This is a genomic window from Caldovatus aquaticus, assembly GCF_019458025.1.
GTDB lineage: Bacteria > Pseudomonadota > Alphaproteobacteria > Acetobacterales > Acetobacteraceae > Caldovatus > Caldovatus aquaticus.
The window spans coordinates 25,393-47,431 of record NZ_JAHZUY010000015.1 but is presented as its reverse complement, the minus strand read 5'-3'; the positions used below and the strand labels follow the sequence as shown (position 1 = coordinate 47,431).

Sequence of the window (22,039 nt, the reverse complement as noted above, 5' to 3'; positions counted from 1 at the left end):
TCCTCCCTGGCCAGTCATTCGCCGAGCCCGAGATAGGCGCGGCGCACGCGGTCGTCGCTGATCAGCGTCCGGAACGGGCCCTCGAGCACGATGCGCCCGGTCTCCAGCACGTAGCCGTAGTCGCAGAGCTCCAGCGCCTCGGCGACGCGCTGCTCGACGAGCAGGACGGTCACCCCGTCCTCGCGGTGGATCTGCGCGATGCGCTCGAAGATCAGGTCCGCCACCGCCGGCGCGAGCCCCATCGAGGGCTCGTCGAGCATCAGCAGCCGCGGCGCCGAGGCGAGGCCGCGCGCGATCGCGAGCATCTGCTGCTCGCCGCCCGAGAGCGTGCCGGCGAGCTGCCCGGCCCGCTCGTGGAGGATCGGGAACAGCTCGTGGATGCGCTCCAGCGTCTGCGCGAAGCGCGCGCGCCCGGCCGCGGTGTAGGCGCCCATCTCGATGTTCTCGCGCACCGTCAGCGTCTTGAACACCTGCCGCCCCTCCGGGACGTGGGCGATGCCGAGGTGGGCGCGCCGCGCCGGCGGCACCGCGAGCAGGTCGCGCCCCTGGAAGCGGATGGAGCCCGAGACCGGCGGGACGATGCCGGAGATCGCCTTGAACAGGGTGGACTTCCCCGCGCCGTTCGGCCCGACGATGGTCACGAACTGCCCCTCGCCGACCGAGAGCGAGACGTCGGACAGCGCGCGCAGGCCGCCGTAGGCGACGGAGAAGCCCTCTATGTCGAGCATCGCGCCAGCCACTTCTTGCCGAGATAGGCCTCGATCACCGAGCGGTCCTCCACCACCGCCTGCGGCGCGCCCTCGGCCAGCACCTTGCCGTGGTCGAGGACGACGAAGCGGTCGGCGAGGCGCAGCATGGCATGCATCGTGTGCTCGATGATGACGATGGTCGTGCCTTCCGCGCGCAGGCGGCGCAGCACCTCGAGCAGCTCGTCGCACTCCTCGCGCCCGAGGCCGGCCAGCGTCTCGTCGAGCAGCAACAGGCGCGGCCGGCCGGCGAGCGCGCGCGCAAGCTCCATCAGCCTGAGGCCCTTGTTGGTGAGCTGGCCCGCGGACCGCGCGGCATCGTGCAGCAGCCCGACGCGCTCCAGCGCCTCCTCGGCCGCCGCCGTCGCCGCCCCGCCGGTCAGGCCCGCGCCGTAGGCGCCGATCAGCACGTTGTCGAGCAGCGAGAGGCGCGGGAAGGAGCGCACCACCTGGAAGGTCCGCCCGACGCCAAGCCGGCGGATGGCGTGCAGCTTGCGGCCGGTGATCGTCTCGCCGTCGAGCCAGGCGCGGCCCGCATCGGCCGGCAGCACGCCGTTCAGCACGTTGAACAGCGTCGTCTTCCCCGCGCCGTTCGGCCCGATGATGCCGAGGATCTCGCCGCTCGCCACGGCGAAGGAGACGTCGTCCACGGCGCGCAGCCCGCCGAACGCCTTGGACAGCCCCTCGACGCGGAGCAGCGGCGCCGGAGCGGGCGCGGCGGCCGCCGCGCGCGCCGGCGCCGGCGGCGGCCCGGCGCCACGCTCCGGACCGCGCGGCTCGGACCGCTCGAGGCCGCGCGGCGCGGGCCGCTCCGGCCCGCCGCGACCGAGGCGCCAGCGGTCGCGCACCGTCCAGAACACCCCCTCCGGCGCCAGCAGCATCACCAGGATGATCGCGACGCCGTACACCACCCCCTGGATGCCCGGCACGATGTTGCCGAGTTCCGCGTGCAGCGTCTCCGCCAGGGGGATCAGGATCGCCGAGCCGATCAGCGGGCCCCACACCGTGCCGACGCCGCCGAACAGCACCACCGTCAGCGCCTGGGCCGAGGTGAGCATGCCGAACACCGCATCCGGCGTGACGACGAGCAGGATGCAGGCATAGAACCCACCCGCCGCGGCGGCGATCGCGCCGCTCAGCACCAGCGCGCGCATCTTCCACCGCCGCGCGTCGATGCCCGAGGCCTCCGCCGCCAGCTCGTTCTGGCGGATCGCCATCAGGGTCAGGCCGAAGCGGGAATTCTCGACCGCCATCGAGATCGCCATCGCGACGACGACGAGGCCCACGGCGATGAGGGTGTAGCTGCGGGGATCGGTGAATTGCAGCCAGAACACCGGGTCCTGCCGCTTCATCGGCAGGGAGACCTCCTGGTAGCCGAGGTACTGGAACAGGTAGAGCAGCACCAGCGGGAAGGCGAGCATCGAGAGCGCGAAGTAGTGCCCGCGCAGCCGGAAGGTCGGCATGCCGATGAACACCGCCGCCGCGGCGCCCACCACGGTGCCGAGCGCGATGCCGAGCCAGGGCGAGAGGTCCCACCAGTTCAGGGTCAGCGCCACGGTGTAGGCGCCGAGCCCGAAGAACACCGCGTGCCCGAAGGAGATCAGCCCCACATAGCCCGAGAACAGGTTCCAGGAGAGCCCGACCGCCGCCCAGACCGGCACCAGGGTGAGCATCAGCTGGTAGTAGCTGTTCGTCACCAGGCCCGAGACGGCGAGGTAGACGGCGACAAGAACCGCGAGGACCAGGCCGTCCCGCCGCAGGCGGGCGAGCGCGCCGGGCCGCATCAGGCGCGCTCCGCCGAGCGGCCGAACAGGCCCTGCGGCCTGAGCGTCACGATCAGCAGGAAGACGACGAAGATCGCCGCGTTCTGCAGCTGCGGCGGCAGGAACAGCGCCGAGATCTGCTGCACGAAGCCGATCGTGAGCCCGCCCCAGAAGGCGCCGAGCAGGCTCCCCATCCCGCCCAGCACCACGCCCGCGTACATGATCACCACGAAGTCGAGCCCCATGAAGGGCGTGAAAGAGAGGTAGGTCGCGACCAGCCCGCCGGCCACCGCGGTGATGCCGCTGCCGAGCGCGAAGGCGACGCGGTGCGCCCGGTCCACGTCGATGCCCATGTAGGTCGCGGCCGTCGGGTTGTCCGCCGCCGCGCGCAGCGCCTTGCCGAGCCGCGTGCGCTCGAGCAGCCAGTACAGCGCGGCGACGGCGAGGATCGCGACCAGGCCGGAGATCACGCGCGCCTTGTTGAGGAAGATCGTCGCATCGCCGATCCCCGTCTCCACCATCCAGGCGGAGGAGGAGAGCGGCGTGCGCACCGCGCGCGGCATCGAGCCGAACAGGATCAGCCCGCCGTTCTGCAGGATCAGCGCGATGCCGAGGGTGACGATGAGCTGGCCGTAGTGCCCCTCGTCCAGGCTCGCCGCGGTGCGCAGGCCGGAGACGCGCGAGACGATCCAGCGGTGCAGCACCCAGCCGCTCGCGAAGACGATCGGCCCGGCGAGGACGGCGCCGACGAAGGGCCCGAATTCCGGCCCCAGGAAGGCGAGGACGCCCCACGCGGCCACCAGGTAGAAGGCGGCGTAGGCGCCGAGCATCAGCAGGTCGCCCTGGGCGAAGTTCACCACCCGCATGATGCCGAAGATCAGGCTGAGGCCGACGCACATCAGGCCGTAGATGCAGCCGATGGTGATGCCCGCGGCCAGCGCGTTCAGCACGTTCTCGAGGAGGATCTCCCACTCCATCAGGCCGCCGCTCCCTCCGTCGCCTGCGGCGCAGCCCGTCGCCGCACCCCGCGCCCGCCCGCCGCTTCCGCGGCGGGATCGCGCCGGGGCGTCGCGCCGGCCTGCCACCGCGCCGCCGGATGCCGCATCGCCTGCCTGGCGGGTCGAGAACCGGGCGGGATGCCGCTTGCCCGGACCGGCGGGGGAACGTTGCGCCCGTCCGCCTCGCGGCGGCGCCCGTCACTGCCGGATCGCGCCGTTCGCGGCGTGCTCGCCCGGCCAGCGCGGCCGTCCCGCGCGATTCCCGTCATGCGCCCATTCCTGGATCGTCTCTCCCGGCCTCATCATGCACCGAATCGTCCTGCGGCCAAGAGCGCAGGGAAGCCGGCCGCCCAGGCCCGCCCCGGCAGGGCGGAAACCTTCCCCGCAGCCGCCCGCCTCCCCGCACGGCGGGGGCGAGGGCCCCGGCGCGCCGCGGGCGCGCGCGGCCGGGGAGCCCTCGCCGTCACTCCTCGATGATCGCGACGGCGCGGCACCAGCCGGCGGAGGCGCGATGCACCTTCACCGGGAAGCAGCACACCAGGAAGCCGTCGGGCGGCAGCGCCTCCAGGTTGTGCAGCTTCTCGATGTGGCAGTAGCCGATCTCGCGCCCGGCGCGGTGGCCCTCCCAGATCAGCGAGGCGTCGCCGGTCTCCGCCACGCGCCTGCGGGTGAAGGAGAAGGGCGCGTCCCACGACCAGCCGTCGGTGCCGACCACGCGGATGCCGCGCTCGAGCAGCCACAGGGTCGCCGCCCTGCCCATGCCGCAGCCGGCGTCCACGTAGTCGTCCTCGCCGTAGCGGCTGCCCGCGCGCGTGTTCACGACCACGATCTCGAGCGGGCGCAGCTCGTGCCCGATGCGCTTCAGTTCCGCCTCGACGTCGCCCGGCGTCGCCACGTAGCCGTCCGGCAGGTGGCGGAAGTCGAGCTTCACCCCCGGCTGGAAGCACCACTCGAGCGGCACCTCGTCAATCCGCCAGGAGGGCTCGCCCCCCGGCTTCAGCCGCTCGTTCATGCGCGAGAAGTAATGGTAGGGCGCATCGAGATGGGTGCCGTTGTGGGTGCTGATGTCCGCCCGCTCGATGGCGGCGTATTCGCCCTCCGGCAGCTGGTCCACGCGCACGCCCATGTAGTCCGCCATGCGCGGCGCCGTGGCGTGGTGGTCGAGGTAGGCGATCTGCGGCTCGCTCCCCGGCGGGTCGCTCCTGATCCCGGCCTTCAGCGGGACGGAGATGTCGATGATCCGGCGTGCCATGGTCCTGCGTTCCCTCCCGTTCCGGGCCGCCGCGCCCGCGCCCGGCGATTCCGTAGCCCGCCCGCCGCCGCGCGCCAACCGCGCCTCTCCCCTCCGGCGTCACACCGCCCCGGGCACCTCCGCGCGCAGCCCGTCCACCGTGCCCTGCGCGGTCTCGGCGTCCACACCGAGGTGCCGCAGCGCGAAGTCCGCCATGCTGAGCGCGATCTCGCGCTCGCCCATCACCACCAGCCCGGCGCCGCCCTCGCCGGCGAGGAAACGCATCGCGCCGTCGTCGTGCGCGCGCGCGGCGACGACGATCTCGGGGTTGGCGGCGCGCGCCAGGGCGAGCGCCGCGCGCGCCTCCGCCGCGCCCGGCAGCGCGAGGATCAGCAGCCGCGCCCGCTCCGGCCGCGCCGCCGCCATCACCTCGGGCCGGGTGGCGTCGCCCCACACCGTCCGCACGCCCTGCGCGCGCAGGTGCTCGGCCGCGGCACGGTCCTGCTCGATGACGACATAGGGCAGGCCGTGCCGGCGCAGTGCCGCGGCGACGATGCGCCCGACCCGGCCGTGGCCGACCAGGATGGCGTGGCCGGCGAGGCCCTCGTCCGGCAGCGCGGCCAGGGCCCGGCCCCCGCCCCGCTCCTGCCAGCGCCGCAGGCCCGGCATCGCGATCAGCCGCCGCGCGGCGAGGCGCGCCAGGCGGCGCGAGAGCGGCGTCAGCAGGATCGCGCCGAACGCCGCGGCGAGCACCGGGCCGCCGGCCTCCGGCGGCAGCACGCCGAGGGCGATGGCGAACTGCACCAGCACGAAGGAGAACTCGCCGATCTGCGCCAGCGCCGCCGCCACCGTCGCCGCCATCGCCAGCGGCACGCGCAGCAGCAGCAGCAGCGCGAAGGTGGCGCCGCCCGTGCCGGCCAGCACGGCGAGCAGCGCCGCCGCCGCGGTCAGGGGCGCGGCGGCGATGTCGCGCGGGTCCACCAGCATGCCGACGCTGACGAAGAACAGCGCGGCGAACACGCGCTGCAGCGGCACCGTCTCCGCCGCCGCCTGGTGGCCGAGGTCGCTCTCGCCGAGCAGCAGCCCGGCGAAGAAGGCGCCGAGCGCGAAGGAGACGTGGAACAGCTCGGAGGCGGCGAAAGCGGTGCCGAGAGCGGCCACCACGACGGCGAGGGTGAACAGCTCGCGCGAGGCGCCGCGCGCCACCCGCGCCAGCGCCCAGGGCAACGCGCGCCGCCCGACCAGCATCACCACCGCGACGAAGGCCAGCAGCTCCAGCACCGTGCGGCCGAGCGCGGCGCCGAGCCCCTCCGCCCCGTGCCCCGCCGCGGCGGGCACGAGCACCAGGGCCAGCACCACCAGCACGTCCTGCATCACCAGCCAGCCGAGCGCGACGTGCCCCGCGCGGCTCGCCAGCGCCCCGTCCTCCTCCAGGAGCCGGGTCGCCACCGCCGTCGAGGCGATGGCGAGGGCGAGCCCGAACACCGCCGCCGGCCCCGCGGCGAGGCCGAGGGCGAGGTGCCCGACCAGCGCGCCGAGCGCGGTCCCGAACGCCACCTGCGCCACCGCGCCCGGCAGCGCCACGCGCCAGACGGCGAACAGGTCGCGCGGCTGGAAGTGGAGCCCGACGCCGAACAGCAGCAGCGCCACCCCGACCTCGGCCATCGCGCCGGTGAGGGCGGGATCGGCGTCGAAGCCCGGCGTGTGCGGCCCCACGGCGATCCCCGCGAGCAGGTAGCCGAACAGCGGCGGCAGGCGCAGCGCCCGGGCCGCCCAGCCGAAGGCGAAGGCCAGGGTGAGGGCGACGACCAGGTTGGCGAGCAGCAGATGCGACATCGGCCGGGCTTGTAGCCCCCGGACCGGCCGCGCGCCTACCGCCCGCGCGCGCCGGCGAGGCGCGGCAGCAGCGCGAGCGAGGCCAGGGCGAGCGCCAGCGCCGTGCCGCCATAGAGCAGCGCGGGCGGCACCAGGGGCAGCAGCACCCCGGCGACCAGCGGCCCGGCGCCCGCCCCCATGTCGCGCCAGGTCGCCATGCGCGCCAGCGCCGGCACGCGCGCCGGCCCCGGATTCGCCGCCGCCGCGACCGGCGCCGGCAACGGCTGCAGCAGGCCGCGCAGCGCGACCACGGCGATCGCCCCGGCCCACAGCGCCCCGAAGCCGACCAGCGCGATCCCCGCGGCCGAGCCGAGCGAGACCGCGATCAGCACCGGCAGCGCGCCGAACCGCTCGGCGAGCCGCCCCGCCGGCGGGCCGAGCAGGATCTCCGAGGCATAGCGCGCCGCGAGCGCCGCCCCCGCGGCGAGCGCCGCGCCCTGCGGCAGCGCCGCCGCCGCCAGCACGGAGAGACCGAGGATGAACACCCCGTCGAGCGCCATCCCCTGCACGAAGGACCACAGGTCGAGCCGCGCCGGGATGCCGAAGCGCGGCCCGGCCGTCTGCACCGCCTCGCCCGGCCCGCGCGGCAGACCCCAGGCAAAGGGCAGGGCGAGCAGCGCGACTCCGGCGAGCGCCGCGAACACCGCCCGCGGCCCCGCGAACTCGGCCAGCGCCGCGCCCGCGAGCAGCCCCAGCATCGGCCCGGTGCTGATGATCGCGCGCGAGACGCCGGAGCGCCGCGCCGCGCCTTCCGCCAGCGCCGTCGCCAGCGCCTGCGTCGCGATGTTCATCGCCGCGAAGGAGAGGCCCCAGACCAGCCGCGCGAGCAGGAGCCACCACACCCCGTGCGCGAGCGCATACCCCGCCGCCGCCGCCGCCGCGCCGAGCACGGCGAGCAGGCAGGCGGCGCGCGGCCCGCGCCGGGTGTAGAACCGCGCCACCGCGCCGTAGCCGAGGATCCGCACCAGCCGGTTGGCCGCCAGCAGCAGCCCGGCCTCGGCGAGCGACACGCCGAACGCCGCCGCGTGCAGCGGCAGCAGCAGGTAGAGCACCGTGTCGCCCGGCAGGGTCAGCCCGAGCACCAGCGCGGCATCGCGCGAGGCGCGGTCGGCCGCGGCGGCCGGCGCCGGGGGCCGCGCGCCCCCCGCGCGCCCTTGCGGCGAGGGCGTCACCGTCCGTCCGGCGGCGGCGTCGCGCTGCCCTCGCCGAGGGCGCGCGCCATCAGCACGCTGTCCACCCAGCGCCCGTGCTTCCAGCCCACCGCCGGCAGCAGCCCGGCGCGGGCGAAGCCGCAGCGCGCGTGCAGGCCGATCGAGGCGGCGTTGCCGGAATCGCCGATCACCGCGACCATCTGCCGGAACCCCGCCGCCTCGCAGCGCGCGATCAGCGCCGCGAGCAGGGCGCGCCCGACGCCGCGGCGCGCGCCCGCCACCTCCGGCGCGACATAGACCGAGTTCTCCACGGCGAAGCGATAGGCCGGGCGGGTCCGGTAGGGACCGGCGTAGGCGTAGCCGAGCACGGCATCCCGCTCGCCCTCCGCCACCAGCCAGGGATAGCCGGCCTCGAGCAGGGCGCGGCGGCGGCGCGCCATCTCCTCCACGCCCGGCGGCTCCAGCTCGAAGCTGGCGAAGCCGTGCACGACCCAGTGCCCGTAGATCGCGGCGATCGCGGGCAGGTCCGAATCGCGGCTGTCGCGGACGGTGAGCGGCGGTGCGGATGGCATGGCCCGCCGAGCAAAGCCGCAAGCGCCGCCGCGCTCAAGACGGCCGCTTGCGGCCGGCGGCCCGGACGGGGACGATGGCGCGCCATGCCCCCCCGCACCGGCAGCGCCCCGCCCAAGGACCAGCGTCACCGCCGCATCCTCGCCGCGCTCGCCACCGACCCCACGGTGCGCATCTCGGCGCTGGCCGCCGAGTTCGGCGTCTCGGCCGAGACGGTGCGGCGCGACGTCGAGGAGCTCTCGCGCCAGGGCATGGTGCGCCGGACCTATGGCGGCGCTTCCGCCCCGCATCCCGCCGGCGTGCAGCCCGAGATCGCCGAGCGCGAGCGCATGGCGGTGGCCGAGCGCGCCCGCATCGGCGCCGCAGCCGCGGCGCTGGTCGAGCCCGGCGCGGTGCTGATGGTGGACGCCGGCTCCACCACCGCGCATTTCGCCCGGGCGCTGGCCGCGCGCGGCGTCCCGGCGACGCTGCTGACCAACAGCCTCGCCGTGGCGCAGACGCTCGCCGGGCGGCCCGGGGTGCGGGTGCTGCTCTGCCCGGGCGAGCTCTATGCCGCCGAGCGCGCCGTCTATGGCCCCGACACCGGCGAGTTCCTGCGCCGCTTCAACGCCGATCTCTGCCTGATCGGCGCCTCCGGCCTGACCGCCGAAGGCCCGACCGATGTGGAGAGCCGGGCATGCTGGGTGAAGCGCGCCATGCTCGCCCGTGCCGCGCGGCGGGTGCTGCTGGTGGACGGCGGCAAGTTCGGCGCGCCGCACCTGGAGCGCGTCTGCCCCCTCGCCGCCCTGACGGACCTGGTGACGGACCGCACCCCCCCGGCCGATCTCGCCGGCGCCCTGGAGCGGTCCGGCGTGCGGGTGACGATCGCCGGAGAGGCGGCGGAGAATGTTTGAGGTTCCACATCTAATGAGGTAGGTTCCACATACTCTGTCGGAGCCCCTGCCGTGGCCATGGCCAGCCCAGGCCTCTCTCCGCCCGCCCGGGCGGCGCGCGCCCCCGAGCCGCTCGCGGCCGCCCCGCGGGAACGGCTGGCGGCGCTGCGCTGGGTGCTGACCGACATCGACGACACCCTGACCAGCGGCGGCCGCCTCACCGCCGCCGCCTACGCCGCGATGGAACGGCTGGCGGCGGCGGGCGTGGCGGTGGTGCCGGTCACCGGCCGGCCGGCCGGCTGGTGCGACCTGATCGCGCGGCTCTGGCCGGTCGCCGCCGTGGTCGGGGAGAACGGGGCGCTGTGGTACGCCTACGACCCGGCGGCCCGGCGCATGCGGCGCTGGCAGGCCGGCGCATCGGACCGCGCCCGGCTGCTCGCGCTCGCCGAGCGGGCGATGGCGGCGGTCCCAGGCACCGCGCTCGCCGCCGACCAGCCCTTCCGCGTCGCCGACGTCGCCGTGGACTTCCGGGAGGACGTCGCAACCCCGCTGCCGCTCGCGGCCGCCGAGCGCGTCGCCGCCGTCTTCCGCGCCGGCGGCGCCGCGGCGCGGATCAGCTCGATCCACGTCAACGCCTGGTTCGGGGCGTGGGACAAGTGGTCCGGGCTCGAGCGCCTGTTCGCCGCGCTCTGGCGCCCGCTGCCGGAGGCGCTCGGCGAGGTCGCCTACCTCGGCGATTCGCCGAACGACGCGCCGCTCTTCGCCCGCATCCCGCTCTCCGTCGGCGTCGCCAACGTCGCGCCGTTCCTGTCCCACATGGACGCCCGTCCGGCCTATGTTACGCGCGCCGCCGCCGGGGCGGGCTTCGTCGAGTTCGCCGAGGCCGTGCTCGCGGCCCGCAGCCACCGGGAGGAGACCGAGGAATGATCCGCACCATGCTCGCCGGCGCCGCCCTCGCCGCGGCGCTCTGCGCCGCCGACGGCGCGCGCGCCCAGGGCGCGGCCGACCAGTGCACGCACCGCGGCGCGCTCGACGACGCCTATTGCGACGAGGACCGCGATCTCGTCGCCGACCCGCCGCGCGACCCGGCGCGGCTGCGCGACCCCTCCACCCTCGTCTTCGCCTACACGCCGGTCGAGGACCCCGCGCTCTACGCCAACCAGTGGCGCCCCTTCACCGACTACCTCTCGCAGTGCACGGGGCGGCGGGTGGTCTATTACCAGGTCACCTCCAACGCCGCCCAGGTGGAGGCGATGCGCAGCGGCCGCCTGCACATCGCCGGCTTCTCCACCGGGCCAACCGCCTTCGCCGTCAACCTCGCCGGCGCCGTGCCCTTCGCGGTCAAGGGCGGGCCGGACGGATACGAGAGCTACCGGCTGGTCATGCTGGTGCGCGCCGACAGCCCGTTCCGGACGCTCGCCGACCTCAAGGGCCGGCGCGTGGCGCACACCTCCGCCACCTCGAACTCCGGCAACCTCGCCCCGCGCGCCTTCTTCCCGCAGCAGGGGCTGGTGCCGGACCAGGACTACCGCGTGATCTACTCGGGCGGCCACGACCGTTCGGTGATGGGGGTGAACGCCGGCGACTACGACGCCGCGCCGGTCGCCTCCGACGTGTTCAACCGCATGGTGGCGCGCGGGCAGGTGCGGCGCGAGAACTTCCGCATCATCTGGGAGAGCGCGCCCTTCCCGACCTCGAGCTTCGCGCTCGCGCACGACCTGAAGCCGGAGCTCGCCCAGCGCATCCGCCAGTGCTTCTTCGACTTCCGCTTCCCGCCGCAGATGTCGCGCGACCTCGGCGGCAACGACCGCTTCTGGCCCGCCACCTACCTCAAGGACTGGGAGCCGGTGCGCCAGGTCGCGGACGCGGTGAACGCCCCCTACACCCGCGCCAATTTCGACATCGAGGCGCGGCGCGAGGAGGAGGCCGCGGCGCGCCGCGCGCAGCAGCGCGAGCAGCAGCAGCGGGCGCAGTGAGCGCCATGGCCGCGCCGCCCGGCGCCGGGGAGGGCCGCCCGCCGCTCGAGATCCGCGGGCTGGTCAAGGAATACGTGCCCGGCACGCCGGTGCTGCGCGGCATCGACCTCGAGGTCGGCGCCGAGGGCATCACGGCGGTGATCGGCCCCTCCGGCACCGGCAAGTCCACCCTGCTCCGCTGCATCAACCGTCTGGTGGAGCCGACGCGGGGCGAGATCCGGCTGCGCGGCGAGGAGCTGACGCGCCTCTCCGGCAGGGCGCTGCGCCTCGCCCGCCGGCGCATCGGCATGGTGTTCCAGGAGTACAACCTGGTCGAGCGGCTCTCCGTGATGGAGAACCTGCTCTGCGGCCGGCTCGGCTACGTCCCGCTCTGGCGCGCCTGGCTGCGGCGCTACCCGGCGGAGGACATCGAGCGCGCCTTCGCCCTGCTCGATGCGGTCGGCCTGCCGGACTACGCGACGCAGCGGGCGGATGCGCTCTCCGGCGGCCAGCGCCAGCGCGTCGGCATCGCGCGGGCGCTGATGCAGCGGCCGGAGCTGCTGCTCGCCGACGAGCCCACCTCCTCGCTCGATCCGAAGACGGCGGTGGAGGTGCTGGAGCTTCTCGCACGCCTGACGGAGGAGGCGGGCGTCCCCGTCGTCCTCAACATCCACAACGTGGAGCTCGCCCGGCGCTTCGCCCGGCGCATCGTCGGCCTCTCCCAGGGCGCGATCGTCTTCGACGGCCCGCCGGAGGCGCTGGAGACCGCGCATCTGCGCGCGATCTACGGCGGGGAGGACTGGCTGTGAGCGCGTCGGGTCCCGCCGCCGCCCCGGCGCGGCGCCCCTTCGCGCCGAGCTGGGGCTTCCGCCTCGGCGCCCTCGCCCTCCTCGCCTACACCGCCTACGCGGTGCCGCAGCTCGGGCTGAGCCTCGAGCGCCTCTCCGTCGGCTTCGGCGAGGCCGGCCACTTCCTCGCCCGCATGCTGCCGCCGAACTTCGCGCGCTGGCGGCTGCTGGTCGAGGGGCTGCTCGAGAGCCTGCAGATCGCGGTCCTCGCCTCCGCGATCGGTATCGTCCTGTCGCTGCCGCTCGGCGTGCTCGCCGCGCGCAACCTCGCGCCGTGGTGGATCGCCGCGCCGGTGCGCGGCCTCATCGCGCTCTGCCGGTCGCTGCACTACGTCATCGTCGCCATCCTGTTCGTCAAGGCGATCGGCTTCGGCGCGCTCGCCGGCGTCGCCGCGCTGGTCGTCGCCTCGATCGGCTTCATCGCCAAGCTGTTCGCGGAGGCGCTCGAGGAGATCTCGATGAAGCCGGTGGAGGCGGTGCGCGCCGCCGGCGCCGGCACGCTGGCGGTGCTGATCTACGCCGTGCTGCCGCAGGTGGCCTCGCGCTTCGTCGGCTTCTGCCTCTACCAGCTCGATTCCAACCTGCGGAACTCCACGCTCGTCGGCATCGTCGGCGCGGGCGGGATCGGGGGGACGCTGTTCGCGGCCTTCAAGCGCTTCGACTACGACTTCGTCAGCGCCATCCTGATCGCGATCATCGCCGTGATCCTGCTGGCCGAGCTGGTTTCCGGCCGGGTGCGGGCGGCGCTCCGATGACCGGCCTGACGACCGCGACCGGAGGGGCGGACGCCGCGGCGCGGGGCGCCACGGGCCCCGCGGCCCGTTCCGGCCCGGTGCGGCCGCTCCTGCGCGAGTGGTCGCGCTTCACCCCGCGCCAGCGCCTCGCGCGCTGGCTGGTCTGGCTCGGCGTCGTCGCCGCCGTCGCCTGGGCGGTGCGCAGCATCGACATCATCCCGGAATTCCTCGCCGACGCGCCGGCGCAGATGGCCGACCTTCTGGTGCGCATGTGGCCGCCCGACCTCGGCCACTACTACCCGCAGGTCCACACGGCGCTGGTCGAGACGCTGCACATCGCAACCCTCGGCACCCTTCTCGCCTTCGCCCTCGCCGTGCCGGTGGCGCTGCTCGCCGCGCGCAACATCTGCCGCGTCGCGCCGCTCAACTGGCTCGCCCAGCTCGTCCTCGTCGCCTCGCGCTCGGTGAACTCGCTGGTCTGGGCGCTGATCTTCGTCGCCGTCTTCGGCCCCGGCGCCACCGCCGGCGTCTTCGCCATCGCCTTCCGGTCGATCGGCTTCGTCGGCAAGCTGCTCGCCGAGGCGCTGGAGGAGGTCGCCCCCGGCCCGGTCGAGGCGGTGCGCGCCACCGGCGCCGGCTGGGGCGCCACCATGCTCAAGGCGGTCTGGCCGCAGGTGCAGCCCGCCTTCTGGGGCATCGCCCTGTTCCGCTGGGACATCAACGTGCGCGAGAGCGCCGTGCTCGGCCTGGTCGGCGCGGGCGGCATCGGCGTCGTGCTGAACGACGCCATAGACTTCTTCCAGTGGGACCGCGTGGCCACGGTGCTGCTCGCGATCCTCGGCGTCGTCCTCGTCGCCGAGGTCCTCGTCAACCGCATCCGGGCGCGGCTGATCTGAGCGATGCGCGACGCCTTCGACCTCCTCGTCGTCGGCGGCGGCATCAACGGCTGCGGCATCGCGCGCGATGCCGCCGGGCGCGGCCTCTCCGTGCTGCTGGCGGAGAAGGGCGACCTCGCCGGCGCCACCTCCTCCGCCTCCTCGAAGCTGATCCACGGCGGCCTGCGCTACCTCGAGCACGGGGAGTTCCGCCTGGTGCGCGAGGCGCTGGCCGAGCGCGAGGTGCTGCTGCGCCTCGCCCCCCATATCGTCCGGCCGCTGCGCTTCGTGCTGCCGCACCGCCCCGCGATGCGCCCGCGCTGGCTGATCCGCGCCGGCCTGTTCCTCTACGACCACCTCGCGCGCCGCATCAGCCTCCCCGGCACGGAGGCGATCGCCGCCCGCACCCATCCCTATGGCGCGCCCCTGAAGCCCGAGATCACCGCCGCCTTCGCCTATTCCGACTGCTGGGTCGAGGACGCCCGCCTGGTGGTGCTGAACGCCAGGGACGCGGCGCGGCGGGGCGCCGAGATCGCGGTGCGCACCGCCTTCCTCGGCGCCGTGCCGGAGGGCGGGGCCTGGAGCTGCCGGCTGCGCGCGGAGGGCGGCGCGGAGCGCATCGTGCGCGCCCGCGCCATCGCCAACGCCGCCGGCCCCTGGGCGCTGCAGGTGATCGGCGCCGCCGGCGCGCGCGCCCGCTGCACGCTGCGCCTGGTGCGCGGCAGCCACATCGTCGTGCCCGCGCTCTACGAGGGCGAGCAGGCCTACATCCTGCAGAACGACGACGGCCGCGTCGTCTTCGTCATTCCCTTCGAGGGCCGCTTCTCGCTGATCGGCACCACCGACGTGCCGCACGAAGGCGATCCCGCCGCCGCCGCCTGCGCGCCGGAGGAGGCGGCCTATCTCTGCGCCGCGGTATCGCGCCAGCTCCGCCGCCGCGTGGACCCGGCGGAGGCGGTCTGGAGCTACGCCGGCGTGCGTCCGCTCTGCGACGATGGTGCGAGCGATCCGGCGGCGGTGACGCGCGACTATCTGCTGGCGCTGGAATGGCCCGCGGGCGAGGACGGGCCGCCCCTGCTGAACGTCTATGGCGGCAAGCTCACCACCTATCGCCGCCTGGCGGAGGAGGCGCTGGCGAAGCTCGCCCCCGCGCTCGGCCTCGGCGCGGCACGGCCCTGGACCGCGGCGGCGCCGCTGCCGGGCGGCGATCTCGGCCCCGCGGGGCTGGAGGGCTTCGAGGCGGCGCAGGCGCGCCGCTACCCCTGGCTGCCTCCGGCGCTGCTGCGCCGGCTCTGCCGCGCCTACGGGACGGAGATGGACGCGCTGCTCGACGGCGCCACCGGGATGGCCGCGCTGGGACGCGATTTCGGCGCCGGCCTGACCGAGCGCGAGCTCGACTGGCTGCGCCGCGAGGAATGGGCGCGCCGCGCCGAGGACGTGCTGTGGCGGCGGAGCAAGCTCGGCCTGCACCTCGCGCCGGAGGCAAGGACGGCGGTCGCCGCCTGGTTCGGCGAGACGGCACCGGAAACGGCCTCGGCCGGCACGGCCGGCCCGGCCGCGTAACGCAGTCCGGGGGCTTCCGCCCGCCCGTGCGACGGGCTAGAAGGGCGGCACGGACCCGTAGCTCAGCTGGATAGAGCGTTGCCCTCCGAAGGCAAAGGTCGTGCGTTCGAATCGCGCCGGGTCCGCCACTCCTCTCCAGGCCTTGCCCGCGCCCGCCCTCCCGGGCGTCCTGGCTGTCGGATAGTCGGCGCGCCCGGTCCCCCGCTGCGGGACCGTCCTTCGCGCCGCCCGGGCGGTCGTTGAGCCACCAGGAAGCCTCGGCCGGCCCGATCACGGGGCGACCGCGCCGTCCACAGGTGCGCAGACCGCTCCGGACCAGGCAGCCGGCCCGCGCCGCTCCAGGGTGGGGAGCGGCTCGGCGTCCGCCGGCGCGATGCGGATTCGCGCGCGCCGTCCGTAGGAATGCAGTTGATGCCCCCGCCCCGTGCCGCGGCCGGCGGCGACGCTTCCGCACGATCGTCGAACGGCACGCGGGCAGCGATCCGGACCGGCCCGGAAGGCGCCCCGCCGGGTGTCACGGCGAACGCAAGGGCGGCAGCGGGGAGGTGGCGAACCGGGGAAAATCCGGCCGACTGCCGGCCTGTCGCCCGACGGGCGCGGTGCCGGTCCCGCGACCGCGGATGCCTGCCCCTTCCCCTACCCCCCGATCCGCGCCAGGGCGGCGTCGAGGCGCGCCATCTCCGCCCGCGCGGCGGCGAGGCGCTCGCGGTTCTCCTCCACCACCTCCTCGGGCGCGCGGCTGAGGAAGCCCGCATTGGCGAGCCTGGCGGCGAGCCGCTCGGCCTCGGCCGCGGCGCGGGCGCGCTCGCGGGCGAGGCGGGCGCGTTCGGCTGCGAGGTCGATCACCTCGGCGAGCGGCAGCATCACGGTCGCCTCCTCGACCACCACCTGCGCCACGCCGGGAGGCGGCGCGCCCGTGAGCGCCCGCACCTCGGTCGCGCGGGCGAGACGGCGGATCGCCTCGATCCAGCGTTGCGCGCGCTCGAGGCTCTCCGGCCGCGCGCCCTGCAGCAGCAGCGGCACGGTCACGCCCGGCGGCACGTTCATCTCCGCGCGCACCGCGCGCACCTCGGAGATCAGCTTCACCACCCAGTCGAGCTCGCGCCGCGCCTCCTCGGCCCCCTCGACCTCGATCGGCCGCGGCCACTCGGCGCGGATCAGGCTGTAGTCCGGGCCGTAGCCGAGCCGGTCCCACAGCTCCTCGGTGATGAAGGGCATCACCGGATGCAGAAGGCGCAGGATCACGCCGAGCACGTGCTGCGCGGCGCCGCGCACCTCCGCCTTCTCCGGCCCGTCCGGCCCGCTCAGCACCGGCTTGGCGAACTCCACGAACCAGTCGCAGAAGGTGTGCCAGACGAAGCGGTAGCAGGCGGAGGCGTACTCGTCGAAGCGGAACGCCTCGAGCGCGGCGTTGACCTCGGCGAGCGCGCCGTTCGTGGCGTCGAGGATCCAGCGCGCCAGCGGCAGGGTCGCGCGCGCCGGGTCGTAGGCCGGATCGGGCCGTGCCCCGTTCATCTGGCAGAAGCGCGCCGCATTCCACAGCTTGGTGCCGAAGGCGCGGTGGTCCTCGACGTGCTTGCGGCCGAGCTTGACGTCGCGCCCCGGCCCGGCCAGGGCGGCGAGCGCGAAGCGCAGCGCATCGGCGCCGTACTCCTCGATCAGCTCCAGGGGGTCCATCACGTTCCCCCTGGACTTCGACATCTTCTGGCCGCGCTCGTCGCGCACCAGGCCGTGGATGCAGACGGTGCGGAACGGCACCTCGCCCATGAAGTGCAGGCCCATCATCATCATCCGGGCGACCCAGAAGAAGATGATGTCGAAGCCCGTCACCAGCACGTCGGTCGGGTAGTAGCGGGCGAGCTCCTTCGTCTTCTCCGGCCAGCCCAGGGTGGAGAAGGGCCAGAGCGCGGAGGAGAACCAGGTGTCGAGCACGTCCTCGTCGCGCGCGAGCGGCACGTCGCGGCCGAAATGCGCCCGCGCGGCGGCCTTCGCCTCCTCCTCGGTGCGCTCGACGAACACCTCGCCGTCCGGCGCGTACCAGGCGGGGATCTGGTGGCCCCACCAGAGCTGGCGCGAGACGCACCAGGGCTGGATGTCGCGCATCCAGGCGAAGAAGGTGTTCTCCCACTGGCGCGGGACGAACACGGTCTGGCCGGTCTCGACCGCCTCGATCGCGGGCCTGGCCAGGGTCTTGGCGTCCACGAACCACTGCCAGGTCAGGCGCGGCTCGATCGGGACGCCGGAGCGGTCGCCGTGCGGCACCTGGTGGACGTGCGGCTCCACCTTCTCGACCAGGCCGAGCCTCTCCAGCTCGGCGACGATCGCCTTGCGCGCGGCGAAGCGGTCCTTGCCCTCGAGGCGGCGCAGGAAGGCGGGATCGGCCACGCCCTCGACCGCGCGCAGGACGGGCGCGATCTCGTCGACCGCGATCCGCGCCTCGGCGTCGAGCACGCTCGGCATCGGCAGGCCGTGGCGCCTGCCCACGGCGAAGTCGGCGAAGTCGTGCGCCGGCGTGATCTTCACCGCGCCGGTGCCCTTCTCCGGGTCCGAGTGCTCGTCGGCGATGATCGGGATCGCCCGGCCGACCAGCGGCAGGATCGCGCGCTTGCCGACCAGGTCGCGGTAGCGCGCATCCTCCGGATGCACCGCAACGGCGGTGTCGCCGAGCATCGTCTCCGGCCGCGTGGTGGCGACGACGATGAACCGCCCCGGCTCGCCCTCGATCGGGTAGCGCAGGTGCCAGAGGTGCCCGCGCACCTCGCGGCTCTCCACCTCGAGGTCGGAGATCGCGGTCTGGAACTGCGGATCCCAGTTGACCAGGCGCCGGTCGCGGTAGATCAGCCCCTGCTTGTAGAGGGAGACGAACACCTCGCGCACCGCCGCCGAGAGGCCCTCGTCCATGGTGAAGCGCTCGCGCCGCCAGTCGAGCGAGGCGCCGAGGCGGCGGAGCTGGCGCGTGATGGTCCCGCCCGACTGCTCCTTCCACTCCCACACCCGGGCGAGGAACGCCTCGCGCCCCATGGCGCGGCGGTCGGGCTTGCCCTCCTGCGCCAGCAGCCGCTCGACCACCATCTGGGTGGCGATGCCGGCGTGATCGGTGCCCGGCTGCCACAGCGCGTCGCGCCCCTGCATGCGCCGCCAGCGGATCAGGATGTCCTGCAGCGTGTTGTCGAGCGCGTGGCCCATGTGCAGGCTGCCGGTGACGTTCGGCGGCGGGATCATGATGGTGAAGGGCCGCGCCGGGCTGTCGGGATCGGCGGCGAAGGCGCCGGAGCGTTCCCAGCCCTCGTAGATGCGGGTCTCGGCCGCCTTCGGATCGAAGGTCCGCGGCAGCAGGGCGAGCGGGGGCGGGGTCTCTGCGGGTGTGTCCGACATGGCGCGCATCCCTTCCGCGCCGGCCCGCCCCCGTCAAGGTCCGCGCCGGTCAGGACAGCGCGCGGCCGACCACCCGTTCGATCTCGGCGCGCACCAGCCGCTCGACCAGCGGCGGCAGGTGCCGGTCGAGCCATTCCTTGAGCAGCGGGCGGATCTCCTCGCGCACCACGTCCTCGAGGGTCGGCCCGCCGCGGGCCACCGCCGCGGTCCGCTCGGCGGCGACCGCACGCAGCAGGGAGCCGACCGCGGCGGCGGCGGCAGCGGCGGTGGCGGGCGCCACCAGCCCGGGGGCGTCCGCGGCCGGCGGGGATGGCGGTGCGGCGGGCGGCGAATCGGGGCGCGGCGTGTCAGGCATGGCGGGCTGGTCCTCGGGCGCGGCGGCGGGAGCGGCGGCGGGGGCCGGAAGCCCTCCGCCCGCCGCCGGGCGCGGCGCCTCGACGAGCATGTCCTCGGTCAGCGCCAGCGGCTCCGGCGCGTCCCCGGTGGGCGGCGGAGGTTCCCCGGCGGCGGAAGCGGCGGCCGCGCCGGCGACGGTTTCGTCCTCGTTCAGGATGCGCCGGATGGAGGCGAGGATCTCCTCCATGGTGGGATCGGGCGGAGCGCCGGGCGCGGCGCCTCCGGCAGGGCGGCGGTCGTCGCCGTCCTCACCGCCCGTCCGGGGCCGCTCGCCGCTCATCGCGAGCGGCGCTCCGCCGCCCGCGTCGGGGCCGCGGCATCCGCCGCGGCGCGCGCCTGCGCCGTCTCGGCCGCGCCGGAAGGGTCGCCGGTCCCGAACCAGCGGTCGCGCACGGCGCGGTAGTACGCCTCCATGTCGTAGAGCTGCACCGGCAGCGCGAGGTCCCGCGCGGTGTGCCGGCCGACCGCCGCGGCCAGGGCGTGCGAGGCGTTCACCACGTCGGCGAGCGCGCGCACCAGGGCGACGCGGGCGTTGAGCAGCTCCTGCTCGGCGTTCAGCACGTCGAGCGTGGTGCGCGAGCCGACGATCGCCTCGCGCTGCACGCCGTCCAGCGCGATCTCGGCGGCCCGGATCTGGGAGCGGTTGGAGTCCACCTGCGCGCGGGCGCTGACCAGCGTCTCCCACGCCTGGCTCGCCTGCGCGGTCGCCTGCCGGCGCTGGTCCTCGACCACCTGCCGCGCCTGCTGCGCCTGCTGGCGCGCCTGGCGGACCAGGGCGTGCTCCGCCCCGCCCTGGTAGAGCGGGACGGAGACGTTCGCCGTCACCTGGCTGCCGGTCACGCGCGTGTGCGGCTGGAGGTTGTTGTCGATGCGGAACACCTGCCCCTGCACCGAGACCTGCGGCAGCAGCGCGGCGAACTGCACGTCGATCAGGTCGCGCGCCGCGGCCTCGTCGAACAGCGCCGCCACGACGTTGGGGTTGTTCACCGCGGCGAGCTGGCCGGCCTCGGCCTGGCTGCGCACCGGAGGGGTCAGGGGCTGCGGCGGGACGAGACGCTGCGGCGCCACGCCGACCAGCCGCTGGAAGGTCGCGCGCGCCGATTGGAGCTGGCCCTCGGCCAGGGCGCGCTGCGCGCGGGCGCCGGCGAGGCGGGATTCCGCCTGCGCCACGTCGGTGCGGGTGATCTCGCCGACCCGGAAGCGCTCGTTGGTGGCCTGGAGCTGGCGAGTCAGCACCTGCTCGTTGTTGGTGTTGAGCCGCACCTCCTCCTGGATGCGGATCAGGTTGACGTAGGCGTTGACCACGTCGAGCAGCACCTGCTGCTCGGTCGCGAGCAGCCGGGCGCGCTGGGCGAGCACCTGGTTCTCCGCCCGCCGCGTGGCCGCAACCGTCCGTCCGCCGCGGAAGATCGGCTGGGTGATGGTGGCGTTCAGGTTCAGCGTGTCGCGGCTGATGTCCACGTAGTTCGAGAACGGCACGCCGCCCGATACCACATTGCCAAAGCGGTCGCGCACGATGGGCGTGACGGCCGGCTGGCGCGCGGTCGCGTCGGCATAGCCGGCGGCGCCGGAGAGCACGACGGTCGGCCGCCAGCCGGCCAGGGCCTGCGGCACGTTCTCGTCCACCGCGCGGAGCTGGGCGCGGGCCGCGAGCAGCGTCGGGTTGTTGGCGTAGGCGAGGGCGAGGGCCTCCCGCAGCGTCTGCGCGCGCGCCGCGGGGGCGTGCGCGAGGGAGAGCGGCAGCGCCGCGAGCAGCGGCGCCGCGACGCCCCCCGCCGGGCCGAGGGCGGCGGGCAGGACCGCGAGAAAGGCGCGGAAACGGCGGCGGCAGCGGCACGGCATGCGGTGGTGTCTCTCCTCCGTTCCGTCGTCCCGTGCAGGTTACGCGCCAGGCCCGCCGCGCGCCAGCGCGGGCGCGGCCCCGCGCTAGAACACGAAGGCCGGAGCCCGGGCGAATTCGCGCACCGGCGTGATCGCGCAGTCGAAGGCCGTGGTCAGCGTGAAGGAGCCGCCGATGCGCCGCCCGAGCACGGCATGGCCCACACGGCCCTCGCGCTCGAGGACCGTCACCAGCCGCCCGCCTTCGGCGAGCTGTTCGATCAGCGCCGGCGGCACCTCCGGCACCTCGCCCTCGATCAGGATCACGTCGTAGGGGGCGCCGGCGGCGTGGCCCTGCGCGATCGGGGCGTGGAGGATGCGCGCCTGCTCCGGCCCCACCGTCTCGGCCAGTGCGGCGCGCGCCAGGCGGACCAGCGCCTCGTCCGACTCGAGGCCGATGACGTGCGCGCCCATCGCCGCCATCACGGCGGCGGCGTAGCCGGTGCCGGCGGGAAGCAGCAGCACCCGGTCGCCGCGCCGCAGCGCGGCGAGCTGGATCAGGCGGGCGAGGGCCATCGGCTCGGTGAGGGCGCGGCCGGCCGGGCCGGGCAGCAGGACATCCTCATCCAGATAGGCGCGGGCGCGCAGCGGGCCCTCGGGCAGGAACCGCTCGCGCGGGATCGTCCCCATCGCCGCGAGGAGCCGGGGATCGGTCACCTTGTTGGGCCGCAGCTGCCCGTCCACCATGCGCTTGCGCGCGTCCGCGTAGTCCATGCCGTGGCGTCCCGCCCAGGGTCTGCGCGCTTCTATAGGCCGCGGCCGGTGCAGGCGCCAAGCCGGGCCTGCAGGTGCTTGACCCGGTGCGGCCGGGGCCTGATATGAAGGCCGGGAGCGCCGCGCACGCGCGGGCGCGGTCCGGTGGCCGAGTGGCTAGGCAAGGGTCTGCAAAACCCTGTACGGCGGTTCAATTCCGCCCCGGACCTCCAGCGCCGGCCGCGCGAGGCACGGGCTTTTCCCGGCGGCGCCGTTTTGCTATAGGCGCCGCCCTGGCTGATCCCCGATAGCTCAGCTGGTAGAGCAAGGGACTGTTAATCCCTGGGTCGTAGGTTCGAGTCCTACTCGGGGAGCCATTTTCCGAGGGCTCCGGGCCTGGACGGCGCCGGTGGCGGTCCGCCGGACGGGCGCGCCCGCCCGTTCTGGCCCGCCGGAACCTCCAGTCCGGGCGAGCGGGCCGCCACGGCACCGTCGGCGGCCCGGCATCCGTGCCCC

Annotated in this window: 18 protein-coding genes and 3 tRNA genes; 10 read left to right on the top strand and 11 right to left on the bottom strand. The window is 75.1% G+C overall.

What is annotated here, in order from left to right:
- Nucleotides 1-14: 14 nt before the first annotated feature.
- The 7 genes from K1J50_RS08225 to K1J50_RS08195 all read right to left on the bottom strand — a co-directional run bounded on the left by K1J50_RS08225 (nucleotide 15) and on the right by K1J50_RS08195 (nucleotide 8,336).
- Entirely contained in the window at nucleotides 15-728 is a 714-nt protein-coding gene (locus K1J50_RS08225; protein ID WP_220117225.1) for an ABC transporter ATP-binding protein, read from the bottom strand.
- A complete protein-coding gene (locus K1J50_RS08220) occupies nucleotides 716-2,530 on the bottom strand; it encodes a branched-chain amino acid ABC transporter ATP-binding protein/permease (RefSeq protein WP_220117224.1) in 1,815 nt (604 codons plus the stop codon). Before K1J50_RS08220 ends, K1J50_RS08225 begins: the two co-directional genes overlap by 13 nt.
- Nucleotides 2,530-3,486 carry a branched-chain amino acid ABC transporter permease gene (locus tag K1J50_RS08215; RefSeq protein ID WP_220117223.1) on the bottom strand — a complete coding sequence of 319 codons (957 nt, stop codon included), beginning with the start codon at nucleotides 3,484-3,486 and terminating at the stop codon, nucleotides 2,530-2,532. The genes K1J50_RS08220 and K1J50_RS08215 overlap by 1 nt, the downstream gene beginning before the upstream one ends.
- A 484-nt stretch (nucleotides 3,487-3,970) precedes the next feature.
- Entirely contained in the window at nucleotides 3,971-4,759 is a 789-nt protein-coding gene (locus K1J50_RS08210) for a cyclase family protein (protein ID WP_220117222.1), read from the bottom strand.
- 99 nt (nucleotides 4,760-4,858) lie between these two features.
- Nucleotides 4,859-6,574 (bottom strand): cation:proton antiporter domain-containing protein, encoded by a 1,716-nt coding sequence (locus K1J50_RS08205; RefSeq protein WP_220117221.1) that lies wholly within the window; start codon nucleotides 6,572-6,574, stop codon nucleotides 4,859-4,861.
- 35 nt (nucleotides 6,575-6,609) lie between these two features.
- A complete protein-coding gene (locus K1J50_RS08200; RefSeq protein ID WP_220117220.1) occupies nucleotides 6,610-7,695 on the bottom strand; it encodes an MFS transporter in 1,086 nt (361 codons plus the stop codon).
- Between the two features lie 86 nt (nucleotides 7,696-7,781).
- Complete coding sequence (locus tag K1J50_RS08195; RefSeq protein ID WP_220117219.1) at nucleotides 7,782-8,336, bottom strand: GNAT family N-acetyltransferase; 555 nt, start codon at nucleotides 8,334-8,336, stop codon at nucleotides 7,782-7,784.
- A gap of 84 nt (nucleotides 8,337-8,420) precedes the next feature.
- On the opposite strand from K1J50_RS08195, the gene K1J50_RS08190 reads away from it, so the two are divergent.
- The 8 genes from K1J50_RS08190 to K1J50_RS08155 all read left to right on the top strand — a co-directional run bounded on the left by K1J50_RS08190 (nucleotide 8,421) and on the right by K1J50_RS08155 (nucleotide 15,309).
- Nucleotides 8,421-9,227 carry a DeoR/GlpR family DNA-binding transcription regulator gene (locus K1J50_RS08190; RefSeq protein ID WP_220117218.1) on the top strand — a complete coding sequence of 269 codons (807 nt, stop codon included), beginning with the start codon at nucleotides 8,421-8,423 and terminating at the stop codon, nucleotides 9,225-9,227.
- A gap of 57 nt (nucleotides 9,228-9,284) precedes the next feature.
- On the top strand, nucleotides 9,285-10,133 hold the full coding sequence (locus K1J50_RS08185; protein ID WP_220117217.1) for an HAD-IIB family hydrolase: 849 nt from the start codon (nucleotides 9,285-9,287) through the stop codon (nucleotides 10,131-10,133).
- The gene (gene phnD / locus K1J50_RS08180) at nucleotides 10,130-11,182 is read left to right on the top strand and encodes a phosphate/phosphite/phosphonate ABC transporter substrate-binding protein (RefSeq protein ID WP_220117216.1); all 1,053 of its coding nucleotides are present in this window, start codon (nucleotides 10,130-10,132) and stop codon (nucleotides 11,180-11,182) included. Before K1J50_RS08185 ends, phnD begins: the two co-directional genes overlap by 4 nt.
- Nucleotides 11,183-11,187: 5 nt before the next feature.
- The gene (gene phnC / locus K1J50_RS08175; protein WP_220117244.1) at nucleotides 11,188-11,970 is read left to right on the top strand and encodes a phosphonate ABC transporter ATP-binding protein; all 783 of its coding nucleotides are present in this window, start codon (nucleotides 11,188-11,190) and stop codon (nucleotides 11,968-11,970) included.
- Entirely contained in the window at nucleotides 11,967-12,764 is a 798-nt protein-coding gene (gene phnE, locus K1J50_RS08170; RefSeq protein WP_220117215.1) for a phosphonate ABC transporter, permease protein PhnE, read from the top strand. Before phnC ends, phnE (K1J50_RS08170) begins: the two co-directional genes overlap by 4 nt.
- Nucleotides 12,761-13,639: a phosphonate ABC transporter, permease protein PhnE gene (phnE, locus tag K1J50_RS08165; RefSeq protein ID WP_220117214.1), complete on the top strand. Its 879-nt coding sequence runs from the start codon at nucleotides 12,761-12,763 to the stop codon at nucleotides 13,637-13,639. The genes phnE (K1J50_RS08170) and phnE (K1J50_RS08165) overlap by 4 nt, the downstream gene beginning before the upstream one ends.
- Nucleotides 13,640-13,642: 3 nt before the next feature.
- A complete protein-coding gene (glpD, locus tag K1J50_RS08160; RefSeq protein WP_220117213.1) occupies nucleotides 13,643-15,181 on the top strand; it encodes a glycerol-3-phosphate dehydrogenase in 1,539 nt (512 codons plus the stop codon).
- Nucleotides 15,182-15,232: 51 nt separating this feature from the next.
- Nucleotides 15,233-15,309: transfer RNA gene (locus K1J50_RS08155), tRNA-Arg, on the top strand.
- A gap of 508 nt (nucleotides 15,310-15,817) precedes the next feature.
- Here K1J50_RS08155 and K1J50_RS08150 read toward each other — a convergent pair.
- The 4 genes from K1J50_RS08150 to K1J50_RS08135 form a co-directional block, all read right to left on the bottom strand.
- A complete protein-coding gene (locus K1J50_RS08150) occupies nucleotides 15,818-18,556 on the bottom strand; it encodes a valine--tRNA ligase (RefSeq protein WP_408869365.1) in 2,739 nt (912 codons plus the stop codon).
- A gap of 49 nt (nucleotides 18,557-18,605) precedes the next feature.
- Nucleotides 18,606-19,139, bottom strand: a complete 534-nt coding sequence (locus tag K1J50_RS08145; protein ID WP_220117212.1) for a DUF2497 domain-containing protein — start codon at nucleotides 19,137-19,139, stop codon at nucleotides 18,606-18,608.
- A gap of 89 nt (nucleotides 19,140-19,228) precedes the next feature.
- On the bottom strand, nucleotides 19,229-20,794 hold the full coding sequence (locus tag K1J50_RS08140) for a TolC family outer membrane protein (protein ID WP_220117211.1): 1,566 nt from the start codon (nucleotides 20,792-20,794) through the stop codon (nucleotides 19,229-19,231).
- 84 nt (nucleotides 20,795-20,878) lie between these two features.
- Entirely contained in the window at nucleotides 20,879-21,544 is a 666-nt protein-coding gene (locus K1J50_RS08135; protein WP_220117210.1) for a protein-L-isoaspartate O-methyltransferase family protein, read from the bottom strand.
- Nucleotides 21,545-21,682: 138 nt separating this feature from the next.
- Between K1J50_RS08135 and K1J50_RS08130 the strand changes: the two genes are divergently transcribed.
- A tRNA-Cys gene (locus K1J50_RS08130) sits at nucleotides 21,683-21,756 on the top strand.
- Nucleotides 21,757-21,824: 68 nt separating this feature from the next.
- A tRNA-Asn gene (locus tag K1J50_RS08125) sits at nucleotides 21,825-21,900 on the top strand.
- Nucleotides 21,901-22,039: the final 139 nt, after the last annotated feature.

Excerpts from the sequence above, each read along its gene's own strand:
- K1J50_RS08225 (WP_220117225.1), bottom strand. The coding sequence starts at position 728 with ATGCTCGACATAGAGGGCTTCTCCGTCGCCTACGGCGGCCTGCGCGCG.
- K1J50_RS08220 (WP_220117224.1), bottom strand. The coding sequence starts at position 2,530 with ATGCGGCCCGGCGCGCTCGCCCGCCTGCGGCGGGACGGCCTGGTCCTC.
- K1J50_RS08215 (WP_220117223.1), bottom strand. The coding sequence starts at position 3,486 with ATGGAGTGGGAGATCCTCCTCGAGAACGTGCTGAACGCGCTGGCCGCG.
- K1J50_RS08210 (WP_220117222.1), bottom strand. The coding sequence starts at position 4,759 with ATGGCACGCCGGATCATCGACATCTCCGTCCCGCTGAAGGCCGGGATC.
- K1J50_RS08205 (WP_220117221.1), bottom strand. The coding sequence starts at position 6,574 with ATGTCGCATCTGCTGCTCGCCAACCTGGTCGTCGCCCTCACCCTGGCC.
- K1J50_RS08195 (WP_220117219.1), bottom strand. The coding sequence starts at position 8,336 with ATGCCATCCGCACCGCCGCTCACCGTCCGCGACAGCCGCGATTCGGAC.
- K1J50_RS08190 (WP_220117218.1), top strand. The coding sequence starts at position 8,421 with ATGCCCCCCCGCACCGGCAGCGCCCCGCCCAAGGACCAGCGTCACCGC.
- K1J50_RS08185 (WP_220117217.1), top strand. The coding sequence starts at position 9,285 with ATGGCCAGCCCAGGCCTCTCTCCGCCCGCCCGGGCGGCGCGCGCCCCC.
- phnD (WP_220117216.1), top strand. The coding sequence starts at position 10,130 with ATGATCCGCACCATGCTCGCCGGCGCCGCCCTCGCCGCGGCGCTCTGC.
- phnC (WP_220117244.1), top strand. The coding sequence starts at position 11,188 with ATGGCCGCGCCGCCCGGCGCCGGGGAGGGCCGCCCGCCGCTCGAGATC.
- phnE (WP_220117214.1), top strand. The coding sequence starts at position 12,761 with ATGACCGGCCTGACGACCGCGACCGGAGGGGCGGACGCCGCGGCGCGG.
- glpD (WP_220117213.1), top strand. The coding sequence starts at position 13,643 with ATGCGCGACGCCTTCGACCTCCTCGTCGTCGGCGGCGGCATCAACGGC.
- K1J50_RS08150 (WP_408869365.1), bottom strand. The coding sequence starts at position 18,556 with ATGTCGGACACACCCGCAGAGACCCCGCCCCCGCTCGCCCTGCTGCCG.
- K1J50_RS08145 (WP_220117212.1), bottom strand. The coding sequence starts at position 19,139 with ATGGAGGAGATCCTCGCCTCCATCCGGCGCATCCTGAACGAGGACGAA.
- K1J50_RS08140 (WP_220117211.1), bottom strand. The coding sequence starts at position 20,794 with ATGCCGTGCCGCTGCCGCCGCCGTTTCCGCGCCTTTCTCGCGGTCCTG.
- K1J50_RS08135 (WP_220117210.1), bottom strand. The coding sequence starts at position 21,544 with ATGGACTACGCGGACGCGCGCAAGCGCATGGTGGACGGGCAGCTGCGG.